The organism is Zunongwangia atlantica 22II14-10F7, assembly GCF_002094855.1.
GTDB classification, from domain to species: domain Bacteria; phylum Bacteroidota; class Bacteroidia; order Flavobacteriales; family Flavobacteriaceae; genus Zunongwangia; species Zunongwangia atlantica.
Window position 1 is genome coordinate 1 of the sequence record NZ_ARYN01000055.1, and the last position, 2039, is coordinate 2039.

Annotated in this window: 2 protein-coding genes and 1 pseudogene; all 3 read right to left on the bottom strand. The window is 41.7% G+C overall.

The features are described 5' to 3' along the window. Window positions 1–614: pseudogene (locus tag IIF7_RS20935) on the bottom strand (type IV secretory system conjugative DNA transfer family protein); the annotation flags it as partial. Between the two features lie 24 nt (window positions 615–638). Further along, complete coding sequence (mobB, locus tag IIF7_RS20480) at window positions 639–1664, bottom strand: MobB family relaxase (protein WP_084843543.1); 1026 nt, start codon at window positions 1662–1664, stop codon at window positions 639–641. Window positions 1665–1688: 24 nt separating this feature from the next. Next, the coding region (locus IIF7_RS20485) for a BfmA/BtgA family mobilization protein (RefSeq protein ID WP_084843544.1) at window positions 1689–2039 on the bottom strand (351 nt) is incomplete at its 5' end.

Sequence of the window (2039 nt, forward strand, 5' to 3'; positions counted from 1 at the left end):
AGCTCCAACAGGTTTTCCAATAGCACCCGGGCCACTTCATTAACACTTTCTTCATTGGGCAGGTAACGTGCTGCGATGGGATTCACACGATGGACTACGGTGTCGAATGAAATAATATAAAACGGAATATCACTATCCTTATAAAGCGGGTAAGCCATTTCGGTTAATTCAAAATCCTTATAATCATGGATTACCCCACAGAAATTATGTTTTCGAAAATGTTCTAAAAAAGGAAAGACTACGCTTTCTGTTTTTCCGGATCCTGCTGAACCGGTAATGGAAACACCGCGACGCACATTATCAATATAGAAATTCCCGCTGGTCGTTTTGAACCGTACTTTATACTTTTTAGGCGATCGGGTGTCCAGTTCCCCGGCACCGAAAAACACATAGAGCACAATATTGAGCAAGAGTAAGGGGCAGGCATAAAGCAGTATAATTTTAATCCGCTCCATATCGGATGGAAAAAAATAAAACAGCGTTGCCACAAGCATAATGAGAATACCGAAGTTCATCCAAAAACCTTCGGTATAGAATTTCAGTAGTCCATAGAAACATCCGCCTACGATGCAGCAGGTGGAGAGAATAATTAGGGGGTGAAAGATTTCGATCATGAGTTTTTAGTATTTAAGTGAATATTAATAGCCTATTGATGAGGATTTAATAGCGGTTTTAAGTCCCTTTCTAAGCTGGTTAAAGCTTTTTATGGCAAGCTGCACCTGATTGGTAGGGATGGCAGGAATTCTAAGCCCGGACTGTCGTAGAATCTGAAACGCCAGTTTCTTTTGCGCAGTAGGCAGTTTTGCCAGTTGCTGCATATAGGATTTAGGTTGCTTCAGAAACAGTTTTCGAGAGGCGTAGGATTCTACATAATTACGTTGGAACTGGAATTTCTGATCGAAGATCTTTTCTGCGGAGGCAAAAAAGCGATCTCTGTCAAAACCTCGCTTTACGAGTTTACCATTCATCATCACTTCCGAGGCTTTGTATTTACTACCAGGGGAAAGGCCATAAAGATTAGAAGCATCCTTTCGGGAAACGATAATATGGATATGGGATTGGTTTCCGGGTTTGGCCATTCCCTGGCTAATGCGTAGTCCGTTAATTTTATGCGGAGCCTGTTGTTCCAGGCGATCAATTTGCTTTTGAAGTTTGGTGATACTCCCCTGCTCTTCTCCTCGATCAATTTTCCGTTGTTGATTTTTAAGTGCTAATATTTGAGACGCATAGGGCTGGTTTTCTTTTACCTGCCAGTCAGTTCCTTTAAAATAACGTTGGGTTTCCAGTTTCGCATAATACTTAATATCCGAAGGCTGCACAGCACCTCCATCAATTTCACGATTAAAACAGCTTGCATAAGATTTCATAAGCTCTCGGGTATAATCTTTTAGCTGATCCTTCGTACTAATATTTGCCAGTTCCCGGGCACTGGGATTAATCGTGATCGCGTAAAATCGGGCTTCGGAGGTTTTCAATTTTGCGGTATTCCCATCGATATCTTTGGTCACGCTTTCCGGTAAAATATCATCATGGCTCGCATTAAAAAAGTTTTCCTTCTCCTCATCCAGGCGGTGTTCATTTTCTTTTTCCAGGTATCGGACATAGTCAGCACTTGAGCTTGCATAATGTCCACCGGATTTCTGGGGGGATATGCTTATATACATAGGTTAAACTTGAGTATTGAGACTTTAGGAATTAAACTTCTTCTCTTTAAAGAGAGGGTATTCTTCAGGCAAATGCTGTTGAAACTTACGCTCTTTAAATTGCGGCTCTTCGGATTGTGTTTCCTGGGAATTATCATTTTCAAAAAGTGTTTGGAGCATAAGTGCGGTCGGTTTGGTCTGATGCTTTTCAATATCTCGAACGATAGCGATCAAGGCACTAATTCTTCTTTTGACCAGGCGTTCCAGGGTTTGCATATGCGGCCCCATTCTTTCCTTGGGTGATAACTGATTAGTCTCAAAAAACTCTAGCATCAGCAGCAGGCACATGGATTGGGAACAGCCCAGATGTCTGGCATATTTCCGAAATTTTTTAGC

Excerpts from the sequence above, each read along its gene's own strand:
- mobB (WP_084843543.1), bottom strand. The coding sequence starts at position 1,664 with ATGTATATAAGCATATCCCCCCAGAAATCCGGTGGACATTATGCAAGC.